The sequence below is a fragment of the Streptomyces durbertensis genome (assembly GCF_014156695.1).
GTDB classification, from domain to species: Bacteria; Actinomycetota; Actinomycetes; order Streptomycetales; family Streptomycetaceae; genus Streptomyces; species Streptomyces durbertensis.
In genome coordinates this window covers 1-17,097 of record NZ_WMLF01000070.1, presented here as the reverse complement: position 1 = coordinate 17,097, position 17,097 = coordinate 1, and the positions used below count along the sequence as shown (strand labels likewise).

14 protein-coding genes are annotated in these 17,097 nt (G+C 70.7%); all 14 read left to right on the top strand.

The features are described from left to right. The first annotated feature begins 430 nt into the window (after positions 1-430). A complete protein-coding gene (locus GL263_RS07390; RefSeq protein ID WP_143648026.1) occupies positions 431-790 on the top strand; it encodes an NADH-quinone oxidoreductase subunit A in 360 nt (119 codons plus the stop codon). Positions 791-871: 81 nt separating this feature from the next. Then, positions 872-1,426 (top strand): NuoB/complex I 20 kDa subunit family protein, encoded by a 555-nt coding sequence (locus GL263_RS07385; RefSeq protein WP_182854777.1) that lies wholly within the window; start codon positions 872-874, stop codon positions 1,424-1,426. After that, the gene (locus GL263_RS07380) at positions 1,423-2,292 is read left to right on the top strand and encodes an NADH-quinone oxidoreductase subunit C (RefSeq protein WP_228456195.1); all 870 of its coding nucleotides are present in this window, start codon (positions 1,423-1,425) and stop codon (positions 2,290-2,292) included. The genes GL263_RS07385 and GL263_RS07380 overlap by 4 nt, the downstream gene beginning before the upstream one ends. Next, complete coding sequence (locus GL263_RS07375; RefSeq protein WP_182854776.1) at positions 2,292-3,677, top strand: NADH-quinone oxidoreductase subunit D; 1,386 nt, start codon at positions 2,292-2,294, stop codon at positions 3,675-3,677. The genes GL263_RS07380 and GL263_RS07375 overlap by 1 nt, the downstream gene beginning before the upstream one ends. Continuing rightward, on the top strand, positions 3,674-4,525 hold the full coding sequence (gene nuoE, locus GL263_RS07370) for an NADH-quinone oxidoreductase subunit NuoE (RefSeq protein WP_182854775.1): 852 nt from the start codon (positions 3,674-3,676) through the stop codon (positions 4,523-4,525). Before GL263_RS07375 ends, nuoE begins: the two co-directional genes overlap by 4 nt. Further along, positions 4,525-5,877, top strand: a complete 1,353-nt coding sequence (nuoF, locus tag GL263_RS07365) for an NADH-quinone oxidoreductase subunit NuoF (RefSeq protein ID WP_182854780.1) — start codon at positions 4,525-4,527, stop codon at positions 5,875-5,877. Before nuoE ends, nuoF begins: the two co-directional genes overlap by 1 nt. Beyond that, complete coding sequence (locus GL263_RS07360; RefSeq protein ID WP_182854774.1) at positions 5,874-8,399, top strand: NADH-quinone oxidoreductase subunit G; 2,526 nt, start codon at positions 5,874-5,876, stop codon at positions 8,397-8,399. The genes nuoF and GL263_RS07360 overlap by 4 nt, the downstream gene beginning before the upstream one ends. A gap of 50 nt (positions 8,400-8,449) precedes the next feature. Further along, entirely contained in the window at positions 8,450-9,811 is a 1,362-nt protein-coding gene (gene nuoH / locus GL263_RS07355) for an NADH-quinone oxidoreductase subunit NuoH (protein WP_182854779.1), read from the top strand. After that, positions 9,804-10,517, top strand: coding sequence for an NADH-quinone oxidoreductase subunit NuoI (gene nuoI / locus GL263_RS07350; protein ID WP_228456193.1), 714 nt, complete (start codon positions 9,804-9,806; stop codon positions 10,515-10,517). Before nuoH ends, nuoI begins: the two co-directional genes overlap by 8 nt. Continuing rightward, a complete protein-coding gene (locus GL263_RS07345) occupies positions 10,514-11,545 on the top strand; it encodes an NADH-quinone oxidoreductase subunit J (protein ID WP_182854773.1) in 1,032 nt (343 codons plus the stop codon). The genes nuoI and GL263_RS07345 overlap by 4 nt, the downstream gene beginning before the upstream one ends. After that, positions 11,542-11,841 (top strand): NADH-quinone oxidoreductase subunit NuoK, encoded by a 300-nt coding sequence (nuoK, locus tag GL263_RS07340; RefSeq protein WP_182854772.1) that lies wholly within the window; start codon positions 11,542-11,544, stop codon positions 11,839-11,841. The genes GL263_RS07345 and nuoK overlap by 4 nt, the downstream gene beginning before the upstream one ends. 13 nt (positions 11,842-11,854) lie before the next feature. Continuing rightward, positions 11,855-13,750: an NADH-quinone oxidoreductase subunit L gene (gene nuoL / locus GL263_RS07335; RefSeq protein WP_182854771.1), complete on the top strand. Its 1,896-nt coding sequence runs from the start codon at positions 11,855-11,857 to the stop codon at positions 13,748-13,750. 3 nt (positions 13,751-13,753) lie between these two features. Then, complete coding sequence (locus tag GL263_RS07330; RefSeq protein ID WP_182854770.1) at positions 13,754-15,370, top strand: NADH-quinone oxidoreductase subunit M; 1,617 nt, start codon at positions 13,754-13,756, stop codon at positions 15,368-15,370. Beyond that, entirely contained in the window at positions 15,367-17,019 is a 1,653-nt protein-coding gene (gene nuoN, locus GL263_RS07325; RefSeq protein ID WP_438947929.1) for an NADH-quinone oxidoreductase subunit NuoN, read from the top strand. Before GL263_RS07330 ends, nuoN begins: the two co-directional genes overlap by 4 nt. The last annotated feature ends 78 nt before the right edge of the window (positions 17,020-17,097 follow it).

The window sequence follows — 17,097 nt, the reverse complement described above, 5'->3', positions numbered from 1 at the left end:
GGGGAGCGGCGGCCGGGAGGCCGTCCGGTGATCAGCTGTAGAGGCCATTTACCACGGCCGTCGCTCGATCGCGAATTTGCATAAGGGTGCCCTTACTTGCTAGCGCGCACCGCTCTGACCGGTGAGTAAGGGTCGATCTGTCACCACTCGTGAGCGACTGGACGCTTTGCGTATGAAGATCTTTGTCCGGTGCGGGTGTTGCGCGTGGTGCGGGTGGCAAAGATCACAAAGTCAGTCCGGTACCCCGTGTCGCAGATCACAGAGGCGGGGGCATAAGATGCAGGCGACTCGGGCTTGTGAACTGCCTCACATGTGCACGATCTTCTGTCCGGCCGGAAAGGCCGACGAGGCTCCCCGCGTGACGCGGAGGCGGTGAACCGGCTCGCAGCGGACCCAGCTAGTCATCGGCGACTGGAAGGAGCGAGGAGCGGTGAACGCCTACGTCCCCATCCTCGTGCTCGGGGCTCTCGGCGCGGCCTTCGCGGTGTTCTCCGTGGTGGCGGCCTCGGTCATCGGGCCCAAGCGCTACAACCGCGCCAAGCTCGACGCGTACGAGTGCGGCATCGAGCCCACTCCGATGCCGGCCAGCGGCGGCCGTTTCCCGGTGAAGTACTACATCACCGCGATGCTGTTCATCGTCTTCGACGTGGAGATCGTCTTCCTCTACCCCTGGGCCGTCCACTTCGACGCGCTGGGGATGTTCGGCCTCGTCCAGATGCTGATCTTCGTCGGGCTCATCGGCGTCGCCTACGCCTACGACTGGCGCCGGGGTGGTCTGGAGTGGGACTGACCGGACGACCACGCGTTCCGGGCCGCGCGCCCGGACCACTGCCCGACGGACCCGAAGACCTGAGAGTAGGGGCGAAACCAGATGGGAATTGAGGAGAAGCTGCCCAGCGGCTTCCTGCTCACGACGGTCGAGCAGGCCGCCGGCTGGGTACGCAAGTCGTCGCTCTTCCCGGCCACCTTCGGACTCGCCTGCTGCGCCATCGAGATGATGACCACGGGCGCCGGCCGGTACGACCTGGCGCGGTTCGGCATGGAGGTCTTCCGGGGTTCGCCCCGCCAGGCCGACCTGATGATCGTGGCCGGGCGGGTCAGCCAGAAGATGGCGCCCGTCCTGCGGCAGGTCTACGACCAGATGCCGAACCCGAAGTGGGTCATCTCCATGGGCGTGTGCGCCTCCTCGGGCGGCATGTTCAACAACTACGCGATCGTGCAGGGCGTCGACCACGTCGTGCCCGTCGACATCTACCTGCCGGGCTGCCCGCCGCGGCCGGAGATGCTGCTCGACGCGATCCTCAAGCTCCACCAGAAGATCCGCGAGGAGAAGCTGGGCGTGAACCGCGAGCAGGCGGCCCGCGAGGCGGAGGAGGCCGCGCTGAAGGCCCTTCCCACGATCGAGATGAAGGGGCTGCTGCGATGAGCGCGGACAAGCCGGCGGGCGCGGGCGACCCGGCGGGCGAGGACAAGCCGAAGACCGCCCCCGACGCCCCCAAGGCCGACGCCCCCAAGACGGACGCCCCCAAGGGGGACACCCCCAGCGCAGAGGGCACGAAGGCGCAGGCGCACGGCGAGCCCGGCACGCAGGGCGCCGCCGAGGGCGCGCTGCCGGCGCAGCGCGAGGACCTGGGCGAGGTGATCGCCGTCCGGCGCGGCATGTTCGGCCCGCGCGACGGCGGCGACACCTCCGGCTACGGCGGACTCGTCCGCACGGTCCGGCTGCCCGGCGGCAGCAGCCGCCCCTACGGCTCGTACTTCGACGAGGTCGCCGACGAGCTGGAGGGCGCGCTGGAGGAGCAGGGCCTGGACCCGGAGGCCGTCATCGAGAAGACGGTCGTGGACCGGGACGAGCTGACGTTCCACATCAGCCGCGAGCACCTGCTCGCCGTCTGCCGCACCCTGCGCGACGACCCGGCGCTGCGCTTCGAGTACTGCACCGGCGTCAGCGGCGTCCACTTCCCCGAGGACCGGGGGCGCGAACTGCGGGCCGTCTACCACCTGCGTTCGCTCACCCACAACCGGATCATCCGGCTCGAGGTGAGCGCCCCGGACGCCGACCCGCACATCCCGTCCGTCGTCGAGGTCTACCCGACCAACGACTGGCACGAGCGGGAGACCTACGACTTCTTCGGAATCATCTTCGACGGCCACCCCGCCCTCACCCGGATCATGATGCCCGACGACTGGCAGGGCTTCCCGCAGCGCAAGGACTACCCGCTGGGCGGCATCCCGGTCGAGTACAAGGGCGCCCAGATCCCGGCTCCCGACCAGCGGAGGTCCTACAGCTGATGAGCACCCCACAGGACACCTCACAGGACGCCCCCCAGGACTCCCCGCAGGACACGGCGGGTTCCCCCGACGCGTTCGCGACCGGCCGGGAGACCACCGAGGGCACCGTCTACACGGTCAGCGGCGGCGACTGGGGCGAGGTCGCCGAGGCGGCGGCCAAGAGCGACGACGAGAAGATCATCGTCAACATGGGTCCCCAGCACCCGTCCACGCACGGCGTGCTGCGGCTGATCCTGGAGATCGACGGCGAGACGGTCACCGAGGCCCGCTGCGGCATCGGCTACCTGCACACCGGCATCGAGAAGAACCTCGAGTACCGGACGTGGACGCAGGGCACCACGTTCGTGACGCGCATGGACTACCTGACGCCGTTCTTCAACGAGACGGCGTACTGCCTCGCGGTCGAGAAGCTGCTGGGCATCACCGACGACGTGCCGGACCGGGCGAGCGTCATCCGCGTCCTGCTGATGGAGCTGAACCGGATCTCCTCCCACCTGGTGGCCATCGCCACCGGCGGTATGGAGCTGGGCGCCACCACGGTGATGATCTACGGCTTCCGGGACCGCGAACACGTCCTGGACCTCTTCGAGTTGATCACCGGCCTGCGGATGAACCACGCGTTCGTCCGACCCGGCGGGCTCGCCCAGGACCTGCCGCCCGGCACGGTCGACGCGCTGCGCGAGTTCATCCGCAAGATGGACCGCAACCTGCCGGAGTACGACAAGCTCTGCACCGGCAACCCGGTCTTCAAGGCCCGCCTGGAGGACATCGGCTACCTGGACCTGGCCGGCTGCATGGCGCTCGGCGCCACCGGCCCGATCCTGCGCTCCACCGGCCTGCCGCACGACCTGCGCAAGGCGCAGCCGTACTGCGGCTACGAGGACTACGAGTTCGACGTGCCGACCACCGACACCTGCGACTCCTTCGGCCGGTTCCTGATCCGGGTCGAGGAGATGCGGCAGTCGCTGCGCATCATCGAGCAGTGCGTCGACCGGCTGGAGCCCGGCCCGGTCATGGTCGCCGACAAGAAGATCGCCTGGCCCGCGCAGCTCGCGCTCGGCCCGGACGGCCTCGGCAACTCGCTCGACCACATCAGGAACATCATGGGCACCTCGATGGAGGCCCTGATCCACCACTTCAAGCTGGTGACCGAGGGCTTCCGGGTGCCGCCCGGCCAGGCCTACTCGGCGGTGGAGTCCCCCAAGGGGGAGCTGGGCGTGCACGTCGTCAGCGACGGCGGCACCCGCCCCTACCGGGTGCACTTCCGCGACCCGTCCTTCACCAACCTTCAGTCCATGGCGGCGATGTGCGAGGGCGGCATGATCGCCGACGTCATCGTCGCCGTCGCGTCCATCGACCCCGTGATGGGAGGTGTCGACCGATGACGGACGTCAGCCTCGGCATGCCGCAGCTGCCCGCCCCCGACTACCCGGCCGAGGTGCGGGAGCGACTGGACGCGGACGCCAGGGAGATCATCGGCCGCTATCCCGACAGCCGCTCCGCGCTGCTGCCGCTGCTGCACCTGGTGCAGTCCGAGGAAGGCCACGTCACCCGGACCGGCATCCGCTTCTGCGCGGAGACCCTCGACCTCACCACCGCCGAGGTCACCGCGGTCGCGACCTTCTACACCATGTACCGCCGCAAGCCGAGCGGCGACTACCAGGTCGGGGTGTGCACGAACACGCTGTGCGCGGTGCTCGGCGGCGACGAGATCTTCGAGGAGCTGCAGCAGCACCTGTCCGTCGGCAACGGCGGCACCACCGACGACGGCAAGGTCACCCTCGAACACATCGAGTGCAACGCGGCCTGCGACTTCGCGCCCGTGGTGATGGTCAACTGGGAGTTCTTCGACAACCAGACCGTCGAGTCGGCGAAGAAGCTCGTGGACGACCTGCGGGCCGGCCGCGAGGTGACGCCCACCAGGGGCGCCCCGCTGTGCGACTTCAGGCAGACCTCGCGCATCCTCGCCGGCTTCCCCGACGAGCGCCCCGGCGCGGTCGAGGCGTCCGGCGGCGCCGGCCCGGCCTCGCTCGCCGGACTGCGCCTGGCCAAGGGGGAGGAGCAGCCCGCGACCCGGGTGGTCAGCCCCCGCGCGGAGACCGTGCCGGGCGTCGACCTGCCGGCCGACGACCAGGCGCCGGAGAGCCACCCCAGCTCGCACGACGCCCCGCGCAAGACCTCCGACTCCGACCCGTCGCACCCGGCGGGACCCGTGTCCGAGGAGGACCGATGATGACCACGGAATCGCCGGAGAAGCTGCTCTCCCCGGTGCTCTCGGCGTTCTGGGACGACCCGCGGTCGTGGACGCTGGAGACGTATCTGCGCCACGACGGCTACCAGGGCCTGCGCAAGGCCCTCGCCATGGCCCCCGACGACGTGATCGCCTACGTCAAGGACGCGGGGCTGCGCGGCCGCGGCGGCGCCGGCTTCCCCACCGGGATGAAGTGGCAGTTCATCCCGCAGGGCGACGACAAGCCGCACTACCTCGTCGTCAACGCGGACGAGTCGGAGCCGGGCACCTGCAAGGACATCCCGCTGCTCTTCGCGAACCCGCACTCGCTGATCGAAGGCATGATCATCGCCTGCCACGCGATCCGCTCGAACCACGCGTTCATCTACCTGCGCGGCGAGGTCGTGCCCGTACTGCGGCGCCTCCACGAGGCCGTGCGGGAGGCGTACGCCGCCGGCTACCTCGGCAAGGACGCGCTCGGCCCGGGCAAGGACCTGGAGATCACCGTGCACGCCGGCGCCGGCGCGTACATCTGCGGCGAGGAGACCGCGCTGCTGGACTCCCTGGAGGGACGACGCGGTCAACCTCGGCTGCGCCCGCCCTTCCCCGCCGTCGCGGGCCTGTACGCCTGCCCCACCGTGGTGAACAACGTCGAGTCCATCGCCTCGGTTCCCGCCCTGATGAACAAGGGCAAGGACTGGTTCCGCTCGATGGGCAGCGAGAAGTCCCCCGGCTTCACGCTCTACTCGCTCTCCGGACACGTCGCCCGCCCCGGCCAGTACGAGGCCCCGCTCGGCATCACACTGCGCCAACTCCTGGAGATGAGCGGCGGGATGCGGCCGGGCCACCGGCTGAAGTTCTGGACGCCGGGCGGCTCCTCCACCCCGCTGCTCACCGACGAGCACCTGGACGTCCCGCTCGACTACGAGGGCGTCGGCGCCGCCGGCTCCATGCTCGGCACCAAGGCGCTCCAGTGCTTCGACGAGACGACCTGCGTGGTGCGGGCCGTCACCCGCTGGACGGAGTTCTACGCCCACGAGTCCTGCGGCAAGTGCACCCCCTGCCGCGAGGGCACCTACTGGCTCGTCCAGCTGATGCGCGACATCGAGGCGGGCAAGGGCCGGATGTCCGACATCGACAAGATCGACGACATCGCCGACAACATCAACGGCAAGTCGTTCTGCGCGCTCGGCGACGGCGCCGCGAGCCCCATCTTCTCGTCGCTCAAGTACTTCCGCGACGAGTACGAGCAGCACATCACCGGCCGCGGCTGCCCGTTCGACCCGGCCAGGTCCACGGTGTGGGCCGACTCCGGCGACGGCACCGACAACGCTCACCCGGAGGTGAAGGCGTGACCGTCACGACCGACCAGAAGTCCTCAGGCGGCGGCGAGGCCGTGCCTCCCGAGGACCTGGTGACGCTCACCATCGACGGCGCACAGATCAGCGTCCCCAAGGGCACGTTGGTCATCCGCGCCGCCGAACTGCTCGGCATCGAGATCCCCCGCTTCTGCGACCATCCGCTGCTCGACCCGGCCGGCGCCTGCCGCCAGTGCATCGTCGAGGTCGAGGGCCAGCGCAAGCCGATGGCGTCCTGCACGATCACGTGCACCGACGGCATGGTGGTCCGCAGCCAGCTCACCTCGCCGGTGGCCGAGAAGGCCCAGCGCGGGGTGATGGAACTCCTGCTGATCAACCACCCGTTGGACTGCCCGGTCTGCGACAAGGGCGGCGAGTGCCCGCTGCAGAACCAGGCCATGTCCACCGGCGACCCGGAGACCCGCTTCGAAGGGAGGAAGCGGACCTTCGCCAAGCCGGTGCCGGTCAACGCGCAGGTGCTGCTGGACCGGGAACGCTGCGTGCTCTGCGCCCGCTGCACCCGCTTCTCCAACCAGATCGCCGGCGACCCGATGATCGAACTGCTGGAACGCGGCGCGCTGCAGCAGGTCGGCACCGGCGAGGGCGACCCGCTGGTGTCCTACTTCTCCGGCAACACCATCCAGATCTGCCCGGTCGGCGCGCTCACCTCGGCCGCCTACCGGTTCCGCTCCCGCCCCTTCGACCTGGTCTCCTCGCCCTCGGTGTGCGAGCACTGCGCCGGCGGCTGCGCCACCCGCACCGACCACCGCAGGGGCAAGGTCATGCGGCGGCTCGCCGCCGACGACCCCGAGGTCAACGAGGAGTGGATCTGCGACAAGGGCCGCTTCGGCTTCCGCTACGCCCAGCGGCCCGAGCGCCTCACCACCCCGCTCGTCCGCAACCGGGACAACGGAAAGCTGGAGCCCGCCAGTTGGCCCGAGGCACTGGAGGCCGCCGCGCGCGGCCTGGCCGGCGCCCGCGGTCGGGCCGGAGTGCTCACCGGCGGCCGTCTCACCCACGAGGACGCCTACGCGTACGCCAAGTTCGCCCGGATCGCGCTCGGCACCAACGACGTCGACTTCCGCGCCCGTCAACACAGCCCGGAGGAAGCCGACTTCCTCGCCGCGCACGTCGCGGGCCGGGGCGCCGACCTCGGTGGTGACGGCGTCACCTACCGGGAGCTGGAGCAGGCACCCGCCGTGCTGCTCGTCGGCCTGGAGGCCGAGGAGGAGGCCCCCGGCGTCTTCCTCCGGCTGCGCAAGGCCCACCGCAAGCACGGCCAGCGCACCTTCGCCCTCGCCTCCCACGCCACCCGCGGCCTGACCAAGGCCGGCGGCATCCTGCTGCCCGCCGCGCCCGGCACCGAGACCGAGTGGCTGGACGCGCTCGCCGGCGGCGTCGGGCTCGACGACACCGGGACCCGGGCCGCCGACGCGCTGCGCGCCGAGGGCGCCGTGGTCCTCGTCGGCGAACGGCTCGCCGCCGTGCCCGGCGCGCTCACCGCCGCACTCCGGCTGGCCGCGGCCACCGGCGCGCGCCTGGTGTGGATCCCGCGCCGCGCCGGGGAGCGCGCCGCGCTGGAGGCCGGCGCGATGCCCGGCCTGCTGCCCGGCGGCCGACCCGCCACCGACCCGCGCGCCCGCGAGGAGACCGCCGCCGCCTGGGGCGTCGCCGAACTCCCGCGCAGTGCCGGCCGGGACACCGGGCAGATCATCGAGGCCGCCGCCACCGGCGAGCTCGCCGCCCTCCTCGTCGGCGGCGTCGAGGTCCGCGACCTCCCCGACCCGGCCCGCGCCCGCGAGGCGCTGGACGCCGTCGGCTTCCTCGTCAGCCTCGAACAGCGGCCCAGCGAGGTCACCGACCGCGCCGACGTGGTGCTGCCGGTGTCCGCCGTCGTCGAGAAGGCCGGCACCTTCCTCAACTGGGAGGGGCGCGAGCGCCCGTTCGAGGCGGCCGTCAAGCCCGACCAGATGACAAGGCGCTTTGTCTTCCCCGACTCCCGCGCGCTGAACATGCTCGCCGACGCGCTGGACGTGCACCTCGGACTGCCCGACGTGCGCACCGCCCGCGCCGAGATCGGCCGGCTCGGCGTCTGGGACGGGCCGCGCGCCACCGCCCCGAGCGAGCCCGCCCGGCCGCTGCCCGTCCCGGGCTCCGGCGAGGCGGTACTGGCCGGCCACCGGATGCTGCTCGACCAGGGCCGCCTCCAGGACGGCGACGACGCGCTCGCCGCCACCCGCCACGAGGCACCCGCCCGGCTGTCCGCCGCCACCGCCGAGGAGATCGGCGCCACCGACGGTCAACTCCTCGCCGTCGGCGGCCCGTCGGGGACCGTGCGCCTCCCGCTGCGCGTCACGGCCATGCCCGACCGGGTCGTGTGGCTGCCGCTGAACTCGTTCGGCGACGGCGTCACCTCCGACACCGGCGCACACCCGGGCGAACTCGTGCGGATCGCCCCGGCGGAGCCGGAGGACGGGCGACCCGGAGACGTTACGGACGCACCGGAGGTGCACGCGTGAGCCCGCTCCCCGCCTCCCCGCCGGCGGCGCTGGCCGTCGAGGACCTGTCCATGTTCGGCAACGACCCGCTGTGGCTGATCCTGCTCAAGGCGGTGTTCTGCTTCGCCTTCCTGATGGTGACCGTGCTGGTCTCCATCGTCATGGAACGCAAGGTCGTCGCCTGGATGCAGCTGCGCATCGGCCCCAACCGGCACGGCCCCTGGGGCATGCTCCAGTCCCTCGCCGACGGCATCAAGCTGATGCTGAAGGAAGACGTGGTCGTCAAGGGGTCGGACAAGGCGGTCTACCTGCTGGCGCCGATCGTCGCGGCCGTCCCGGCGTTCATGGCCATCGCCGTCATCCCGTTCGGCCCGCCCGGCAACGAGGTGTCGATCTTCGGCACCCGCACCGCGATGCAGCTGACCGACCTGCCGGTCGCCGTCCTCTACATCCTCGCCGTCGCCTCCATCGGCGCCTACGGCACCGTGCTGGCCGGCTGGGCCTCCGGCTCCACCTACCCACTGCTCGGCGGCGTCCGCGCCACGGCCCAGATCATCAGCTACGAGGTGGCGATGGGCCTGAGCTTCGCCGCCGTCTTCCTCTACTCCGGCTCCATGTCGACCTCGACGATCGTCGGGGCGCAGACCGACACCTGGTTCGCGGTCCTGCTCCCGGTGTCCTTCCTCATCTACATGGTGGCGATGGTCGGCGAGGCGCACCGCGCGCCGTTCGACATGCCGGAGTCCGAGGGCGACCTGGTCGCCGGCTTCCAGACCGAGTACTCGTCGATCAAGTTCGCGATGTTCATGCTCGCCGAGTACATCCACATGGTCACCCTCTCCGCGCTCGCCGTGACGCTGTTCCTCGGCGGCTGGCGGGCGCCCGCGCCGATCTCCACCTTCTGGGAGGGCGCCAACCACGGCTGGTGGCCGATGCTGTGGTTCGTCGGCAAGGTCCTGGTCATGCTGTTCGTCTTCGTCTGGCTGCGCGGCACCCTGCCCCGGGTCCGCTACGACCAGTTCATGAAGCTCGGCTGGAAGGTCCTCATCCCCGTCTCGCTGGTGTGGCTGATGCTCGTCGCCACCGTCCGCGCCATGCGCAACGAGGGCTACGACTTCACCCAGATCATCCTGTGGGTCGCCGGCGGCGTCCTGGTGCTGCTGCTCGTCTCCTTCGTCGCGGACATCTTCCGGGACCGGGAGGAGCGCCGCGCCGAAGCCGAACGGGAGGCCCGCGAGAAGGCGGAAGCACCCGCCTTCGACCCGATGGCCGGCGGCTACCCCGTGCCGCCGCTGCCCGGTCAGAGCCTGCCGCCGGTGCCCAGGCGCCGGCCGCGCGCGGAACGACAGCCAGCGACCGTACCCGCGGGCGACGCGGGACAGAGCGCCGCCGAGGCGGACAGCGCAGCCGGCAAGGAGGCCGACGATGCCTGATTTCCTGAAACCGGTGGCCGGCTTCGGCGTGACCTTCAAGGGCATGTTCAAGAAGCGGCTGACCGAGCAGTACCCCGAGTACAAGAAGCCCACGGCGCCCCGCTTCCACGGCCGCCACCAGCTCAACCGGCACCCCGACGGGCTGGAGAAGTGCGTCGGCTGCGAACTGTGCGCGTGGGCCTGCCCGGCCGACGCCATCTACGTGGAGGGCGCCGACAACACCGACGAGGAACGCTACTCGCCCGGTGAGCGCTACGGCCGCGTCTACCAGATCAACTACCTGCGCTGCATCCTGTGCGGACTCTGCGTCGAGGCGTGCCCGACCCGGGCGCTGACCATGACCAACGAGTACGAACTCGCCGACCGCAGCCGCGAGTCGCTGATCTTCACCAAGGAGGAGCTGCTCGTCGGGCTCACCGAGGGCATGGTCGACTCCCCGCACGCCATCTACCCGGGCATGACGGAGAAGGACTACTACAGCGGACTGGTCACCGAGGCCGCCCCCGGCACCGAGGTGCAGCAGGTCACCGACACCGCCGAGCCCACCCCGTACCCGGACGCCGACGTGGAGTCCGCCGCGCACAGCCACCACCCGGTCGCCGACCGCGAGGCGGCCGAGGAGCGGCAGTCCGAGCGGCAGCACGACAAGCGGCGCGACGGCGACCACCACAACGGCGACAACCACGACGAGGAGGCGCGGGTATGAGCGGCCTCCTCGCGTCCACCACCTCCGGTGCCGAGGCCTTCCAGTTCTGGCTGCTGGGCGGCATCGCCGTCGCCGGCGCGCTGGGCACGGTCCTGCTGCGGCGGGCCGTGCACTCCGCGCTCTGCCTGGCCGGCACCATGATCATCCTGGCGATCTTCTACCTCGCCAACGGCGCCTACTTCCTGGGCGTCGTGCAGATCGTCGTCTACACCGGCGCGGTCATGATGCTGTTCCTGTTCGTGCTGATGCTGGTCGGCGTCAGCACGGCGGACAACCTCAAGGAGACGCTGCGCGGCCAGCGCTGGATGGCCGCGCTCTGCGCGCTCGGCCTCGGCATCCTGGTCACCGCCGGCATCGGCCAGGCGGCCCTCGGCTCCTTCACCGGCGTCGAGGAGGCCAACGCCGTGCACGGCGGCAACGTCCCCGGCATCGCCGAGAAGCTGTTCACCGAGTACGTCGTCGCCTTCGAGGTCACCGGCGTGCTGCTGACCGTGGCGGCCGTCGGGGCGACGCTGCTCACCCACCGCGAACGCATCGAGAAGGCCACGTCGCAGCGGGAGCAGGCCGAGGCCAGGACCCGCTCGGGGCACGTGCCGCCGCTGCCGGCGCCGGGTGTGTACGCCCTGCACAACGCCGTCGACCGCCCCGGCCTGCTGCCCGACGGCAGCCCGTCCGAGCTGACCGTCAACCCCACCCTGCGGGAGCGCGGTCAGATGCGCGAGGTCAGCGCCGACAAGCTGGCCTCGCTCGCCGCCCTGGAACAGCGCACCGCCGAGTACCACGGCACGGCCGGCGGCCCGGCCAACCGCCGTGCGGAGGCCCGGCGTTCGCTGGAGAAGCGGGAGGCCGGGGAAGCGGCGGAACCCGCCGACACGACTCCGGCCGGCGGCGACGCGGACGGCACCGCCGAGGACACCGACACCGGACCGTCCGACGCGGGCCCGGCCGACAAGCGCCCGCCCGGCGACCGGACGTCCGGCGACCAGGCGTCCGGCGACCAGGCGTCCGGTGAGGAGGAGGCCAAGTGAACCCGGTGAACTATCTCTACCTCGCCGCCCTGCTGTTCACCATCGGCGCGTTCGGCGTGCTGATCCGGCGGAACGCCATCGTGGTCTTCATGTGCGTCGAGCTGATGCTCAACGCCGCGAACCTCACCCTGGTGGCGTTCTCCCGCATGCACGGCAACCTCGACGGCCAGATCATGGCGTTCTTCGTGATGGTCGTCGCCGCCGCCGAGGTCGTGGTGGGTCTCGCGATCATCGTGATGCTGTACCGCTCCCGTCACTCGGCCTCGGTCGACGACGCCAGCCTGATGAAGCTGTAAGGGGTACGAACCAGTGGAGTCAATGATCGGACTGCTCGTCGCGGCGCCCCTGTTGGGCGCGGCCGTGCTGCTGTGCGGCGGGCGTCATCTGAACCGAACGGGGCACTGGCTCGGTACCGTACTGGCCGGCGTGTCGTTCATCCTGGCGGCCGTGCTGTTCGTGGACATGCTCGGCCGGCCCGGCGACGACCGGGCGCTGCACCAGCACCTGTACAGCTGGGTGCCGGTGGGCGGCTTCCAGGCGGACATCGCCTTCCAGCTCGACCAGCTCTCCATGACGTTTGTCCTGCTGATCACCGGCGTGGGCACGCTCATCCACCTCTACTCGGTGGGCTACATGGAGCACGATGAGCGCCGCCGCCGCTTCTTCGGCTATCTGAACCTGTTCCTCGCCGCCATGCTGCTCCTCGTCCTGGCGGACAACTTCCTTCTGCTGTACGTCGGTTGGGAGGGCGTGGGCCTCGCCTCCTACCTCCTCATCGGCTTCTGGCAGCACAAGCCCAGCGCGGCCACGGCCGCCAAGAAGGCGTTTGTGGTCAACCGGGTCGGCGACGCCGGCCTGGCCATCGCGATCTTCCTGATGTTCACCACGTTCGGCACCTTCGCCTTCGGGCCGGTGCTGGCGAACGCCGAGGAAGCCACCCAGGCCACCCTCACCGGCATCGGCCTCATGCTGCTGCTCGCCGCCTGCGGCAAGTCCGCCCAGGTGCCGCTGCAGTCCTGGCTCGGGGACGCGATGGAGGGCCCGACCCCGGTCTCCGCCCTCATCCACGCCGCCACCATGGTCACCGCCGGCGTCTACCTGATCACCCGCTCCGGCGCGATCTTCAACGCCGCGCCCGACGCGCAGACCGCCGTGGTGGTCGTCGGCGCGGTCACGCTGCTGTTCGGTGCGATCGTCGGTTGCGCCAAGGACGACATCAAGAAGGCGCTCGCCGGCTCGACGATGTCGCAGATCGGCTACATGGTGCTGGCCGCCGGACTCGGTCCGATCGGCTACGCCTTCGCGATCATGCACCTGGTGACCCACGGCTTCTTCAAGGCCGGCCTCTTCCTCGGCGCCGGCTCGGTCATGCACGGCATGAACGACGAGGTCGACATGCGGAAGTACGGCGGACTGCGGAAGTACATGCCGGTCACCTTCGTGACCTTCGGCCTCGGCTACCTCGCCATCATCGGCTTCCCCGGTCTCTCCGGCTTCTTCTCCAAGGACGCCATCATCGAGGCCGCCTTCGCCAAGGGCGGCACCCAGGGCTGGGTCCTCGGCGCGGTCACCCTGCTCGGCGCGGCCATCACCGCCTACTACATGACACGCGTGATGCTGCTGACGTTCTTCGGCGAGAAGCGCTGGCAGCCGGACAAGAACGGCAACGAGCCGCACCCGCACGAGTCGCCGAAGACCATGGTCATCCCCATGGCGGTGCTCGCGTTCGGGTCGGTCTTCGCCGGCGGCCTCTTCACGTCCAACGACGCGTTCGTCAACTGGCTGAAGCCGGTCACCTCCTTCGAGCACGGCCACCCGCCGATCGGCGTCGCCGCCATCACCACGCTGACCGTGGTCATGCTGCTGATCGGCGTCGGCGCGGCCTGGCTCCAGTACGGGCGCCGGCCGGTGCCGGTGGTCGCCCCGCGCGGCAGCCTCGTCACCCGGGCCGCCCGCCGCGACCTGCTCCAGGACGACTTCAACCACGTGGTGCTCGTGCGGGGCGGCGAACACCTGACGCGCTCGCTCGTCTACGTCGACAACAAGCTGGTCGACGGCGCGGTCAACGGCACCGCCGCCGCCTTCGGCGGGCTGTCCGGGCGGATGCGGCGGGTGCAGAACGGCTTCGCCCGCAGCTACGCGGTCTCGATGTTCGGCGGTGCGGCACTGCTCGTCGCTGTCACCCTGCTGATGAGGGCGGTCTGAGTCATGGCTGACACATCCTTCCCCCTGCTCACGGCGACCGCCGTGCTGCCCGCACTGGGCGCGGTCGCGACCGCGGCCGTGCCGGCGGCCCGGCGGAACGCCGCCAAGTGGCTCGCCCTGGTCGTGTCGCTGGGCACGCTGGCGCTCGCCGCCTGGGTCACGCTCGCCTTCGACCCCGGCGGCGCCCGCTACCAACTCACCGAGTCACGCGCGTGGATCGCCGACTTCGGCGTCCGCTACGAGCTGGGCGTCGACGGCATCGGCGTCGCGATGATCGCGCTCACCGCGCTGCTCATCCCGTTCATCATCGCCGCCGGCTGGCACGACGCCGACCCTCTGGAGGACACCTCCCCCAACCGGCGCTGGCGCCCCACGCAGGGCTTCTTCGCGCTGATCCTGATGGTCGAGGCGATGGTGATCATCTCCTTCGCCGCGACCGACGTCTTCCTCTTCTACATCTTCTTCGAAGCCATGCTCATCCCGATGTACTTCCTCATCGGCGGCTTCGGAGACCGGGCGCACAGCGCCGGTGAGGCGGAGGGCGCCAAGCAACGCTCCTACGCCGCGGTGAAGTTCCTGCTCTACAACCTCGTCGGCGGCCTGGTCATGCTCGCCGCGGTGATCGGCCTCTACGTCGTCACCGCCGACCAGCTCGGCCAGGGCACCTTCTCCATGCAGCAGATCGCCGAGGCCCGCGCCGCCGGCGACCTGGCCATGGCGACGAACATCGAACGGCTGCTGTTCCTCGGCTTCTTCCTCGCCTTCGCGATCAAGGCGCCGCTGTGGCCGCTGCACACCTGGCTGCCCAACGCCATGGGGGAGTCCACCGCGCCGGTCGCCGTGCTCATCACGGCGGTCGTCGACAAGGTCGGCACCTTCGCGATGCTGCGCTTCTGCCTCGGACTCTTCCCCGAGGCCAGCGCCTGGGCCACCCCGGCGATCATCGCGCTCGCGCTGGTCAGCATCATCTACGGCGCACTGCTGGCCATCGGCCAGCGCGACATCAAGCGCCTGGTGGCGTACGCGTCCATCTCGCACTTCGGCTTCATCGTGCTCGGCATCTTCGCGATGACCAGCCAGGGTCAGGGCGGCGCCACCCTCTACATGGTGTTCCACGGACTGTCGACGGCGGCGCTGATGCTGGTCGCCGGCTTCCTCATCAGCAGGCGCGGCTCCCGGCTCATCAGCGACTACGGCGGCGTGCAGAAGGTCGCCCCGGTACTCGCCGGCACCTTCCTCGTCGGCGGCCTCGCCACCCTCTCGCTGCCCGGACTCGCCCCGTTCATCAGCGAGTTCCTCGTCCTGGTCGGCACCTTCAGCCGCTACCCGGCGGCCGGGATCGTCGCCACCGTCGGCATCGTGCTCGCCGCCGTCTACGTCCTGCTGCTCTACCAGCGGACCATGACCGGCCCGGTCGACAAGCCGGAGATCGAGCGCCTGCCGGACCTGCGGCCGCGTGAACTCGCCGTCGTGGCACCGCTGATCGCGCTGCTGATCTTCCTCGGCCTGTTCCCGAAGCCGCTGACCGACATCGTCAACCCGGCGGTCGAGCACACCCTTTCCGACGTGCGCAAGACCGATCCCGAACCAGCACTGCCAGAGGTGGAGGCGGCCAAGTGAGCGCGGACCCGAGCATCCAGGCGGCGAGCGGGGTCCACACACTGTGGACACACGCCGCCGAGGCCCCCTCGATCGAGTTCCTACAACTGTCCCCGGCGCTCATCGTGCTGGGCGCGGCCGTCGTCGCCGTGCTCGTCGAGGCGTTCGCGCCGCGCAGCGCCCGGTACCACCTCCAGGTCGGGCTGTCGGCACTGGCCCTCGCCGGCGGACTCACCGCCGTCGTCGGGCTGGCCGCCGGCGGCTGGGCCACGGAGAAGGCCGCCGTCATCGGCATCGGCGCCCTCGCACTCGACGGCCCGGCCCTCTTCCTCCAGGGAGTGATCCTCGCCGTCGGCCTGGTCTCCGTCGGCACCTTCGCCGAACGCCGACTCGAACCCGTCGCCCACGGCGCCCGCGTCGACTCCTTCGCCGCCCAACCCGCCGCCGTCCCCGGCGGCCCAGGCGAACGCGAGGCGATCAAGGCCGGCTGGACCACCACGGAGATCTTCCCGCTGCTGCTGTTCGCCGTCGGCGGCATGCTGCTGTTCCCGGCGGCCAACGACCTGCTGACGCTGTTCATCGCGCTGGAGGTCTTCTCCCTCCCGCTGTACCTGCTGTGCGCGCTGTCCCGGCGCCGGCGGCTGCTGTCGCAGGAGGCGGCGGTCAAGTACTTCCTGCTCGGCGCGTTCTCCTCGGCGTTCCTCATCTTCGGCATCGCCCTGCTCTACGGCTACGCCGGCACCGTCAGCTACGCCGGCATCGCCGCCGTCGTCGACGGCTCGGTGGAGAACCCCAGCCCCGCGCTGGCCGCCGCCATGGGCAACGACGCGCTGCTGCTCGTCGGCACCGCGCTGGTGCTCATGGGGCTGCTCTTCAAGGTCGGTGCCGTCCCGTTCCACATGTGGACGCCGGACGTCTACCAGGGCGCGCCCACCCCCGTCACCGGCTTCATGGCCGCCGCCACCAAGGTCGCCGCCTTCGGAGCCCTGCTGCGGCTGCTCTACGTCGTCCTGCCCGGCCTCAGCTGGGACTGGCGGCCGGTGCTGTGGGGCGTGGCGATCCTGTCGATGGTCGTCGGCGCGATCGTCGCCATCACCCAGACCGACGTCAAGCGGCTGCTGGCGTACTCCTCCATCGCGCACGCCGGCTTCATCCTCGCCGGTGTGGTCGCCGTCAACCCGCAGGGCATCTCGTCGGTCCTGTTCTACCTGCTGGCCTACTCCTTCGTGACGCTCGGCGCGTTCGCCGTCGTCACGCTGGTCAGGGACGCCGGCGGCGAGGCCACCCACCTCTCCAAGTGGGCCGGCCTGGGGCGGCGTTCACCGCTGGTCGCGGCCGTCTTCGCGATCTTCCTGCTGGCGTTCGCGGGCATCCCGCTCACCTCCGGTTTCGTCGGGAAGTTCGCGGTCTTCAAGGCGGCGGCCGAGGGCGGCGCCGGCGTGCTGGTGGTGGTCGGCGTGCTGTCGTCGGCGGTCGCGGCGTTCTTCTACCTCCGCGTCATCGTGCTGATGTTCTTCAGCGAGCCGGCGGCCGAAGGCCCCACCGTCGCCATCCCCAGCGTGCTCACCAAGGCGGCCATCGGCATCGCCGTCGCCGCCACGCTGCTGCTCGGCGTCCTCCCGCAGTACTTCCTCGACCTGGCCACCCAGGCGGGCGTCTTCGTCCGCTGAGGCCGCTTCGTCGGATGAGGCCCGGTCCGTCCGCCGAGTCCGCCGAGCACGGCGGCGGGGCCGGTCACGCGATACGAG

Coding starts and splice junctions, on each gene's coding strand:
- GL263_RS07385 (WP_182854777.1), top strand. CDS start 872: ATGGGAATTGAGGAGAAGCTGCCCAGCGGCTTCCTGCTCACGACGGTC.
- GL263_RS07380 (WP_228456195.1), top strand. CDS start 1,423: ATGAGCGCGGACAAGCCGGCGGGCGCGGGCGACCCGGCGGGCGAGGAC.
- GL263_RS07375 (WP_182854776.1), top strand. CDS start 2,292: ATGAGCACCCCACAGGACACCTCACAGGACGCCCCCCAGGACTCCCCG.
- nuoE (WP_182854775.1), top strand. CDS start 3,674: ATGACGGACGTCAGCCTCGGCATGCCGCAGCTGCCCGCCCCCGACTAC.
- nuoF (WP_182854780.1), top strand. CDS start 4,525: ATGACCACGGAATCGCCGGAGAAGCTGCTCTCCCCGGTGCTCTCGGCG.
- nuoH (WP_182854779.1), top strand. CDS start 8,450: ATGTTCGGCAACGACCCGCTGTGGCTGATCCTGCTCAAGGCGGTGTTC.
- nuoI (WP_228456193.1), top strand. CDS start 9,804: ATGCCTGATTTCCTGAAACCGGTGGCCGGCTTCGGCGTGACCTTCAAG.
- GL263_RS07345 (WP_182854773.1), top strand. CDS start 10,514: ATGAGCGGCCTCCTCGCGTCCACCACCTCCGGTGCCGAGGCCTTCCAG.
- GL263_RS07330 (WP_182854770.1), top strand. CDS start 13,754: ATGGCTGACACATCCTTCCCCCTGCTCACGGCGACCGCCGTGCTGCCC.